Below are 1,183 nucleotides of genomic sequence, written 5' to 3' on the forward strand. Positions count from 1 at the left end.
GGGTGATGGCGTGCCTTTTGTAGAATGAACCGGCGAGTTACGTTCCCGTGCAAGGTTAAGGTGAAGAGCTGAAGCCGCAGCGAAAGCGAGTCTGAATAGGGCGAATGAGTACGTGGACGTAGACCCGAAACCGGGTGATCTACCCCTGTCCAGGGTGAAGGTGCGGTAACACGCACTGGAGGCCCGAACCCACGCATGTTGAAAAATGCGGGGATGAGGTGGGGGTAGCGGAGAAATTCCAATCGAACCCGGAGATAGCTGGTTCTCCCCGAAATAGCTTTAGGGCTAGCCTCGGAAAGAAGAATCGTGGAGGTAGAGCACTGATTGGGTGCGGGGCCCGCAAGGGTTACCAAGCTCAGTCAAACTCCGAATGCCATAGATTTAGTTCCGGGAGTCAGACAGTGAGTGCTAAGATCCATTGTCGAAAGGGAAACAGCCCAGACCATCAGCTAAGGTCCCCAAGTGTGTGTTAAGTGGGAAAGGATGTGGAGTTGCACAGACAACCAGGATGTTGGCTTAGAAGCAGCCACCATTGAAAGAGTGCGTAATAGCTCACTGGTCGAGTGACTCTGCGCCGAAAATGTAACGGGGCTAAACACACCACCGAAGCTATGGCTTGATGCTTGCATCAGGGGTAGGGGAGCGTTGAATGCGGGTTGAAGGTGTACCGTAAGGAGCGCTGGACTGCATTCAAGTGAGAATGCCGGTATGAGTAACGAAAAGATCTGTGAGAATCAGATCCGCCGAAAGCCTAAGGGTTCCTGAGGAAGGTTCGTCCGCTCAGGGTAAGTCGGGACCTAAGGCGAGGCCGATAGGCGTAGTCGAAGGACAACAGGTCGAAATTCCTGTACCACCGTAATCCGTTATGAGCGATGGGGTGACGCAGTAGGGTAGTGACGCGGACGGATGGATGTCCGTCTAAGCAGTGAGGCTGGTGTGTAGGCAAATCCGCACATCGTTAAGGCTGGGCTGTGATGGGGAGCGAAAATTATAGTAGCGAAGGTCATGATCTCAGACTGCCAAGAAAAGCCTCTAGCCAGGAGAAGGTGCCCGTACCGCAAACCGACACAGGTAGGCGAGAAGAGAATTCTAAGGCGCGCGGAAGAACTCTCGTTAAGGAACTCGGCAAAATGACCCCGTAACTTCGGGAGAAGGGGTGCCTCGGTAGGGTGAATAGCCCGAG

General features: G+C 53.8%; 1 rRNA gene. It reads left to right on the forward strand.

The annotated features are described in order from the left end of the window. A 23S ribosomal RNA gene (locus tag ACWA2B_RS27845) occupies positions 1-1,183 on the forward strand; the annotation flags it as partial.

The sequence above is a fragment of the Paenibacillus sp. CMM36 genome, assembly GCF_053570945.1.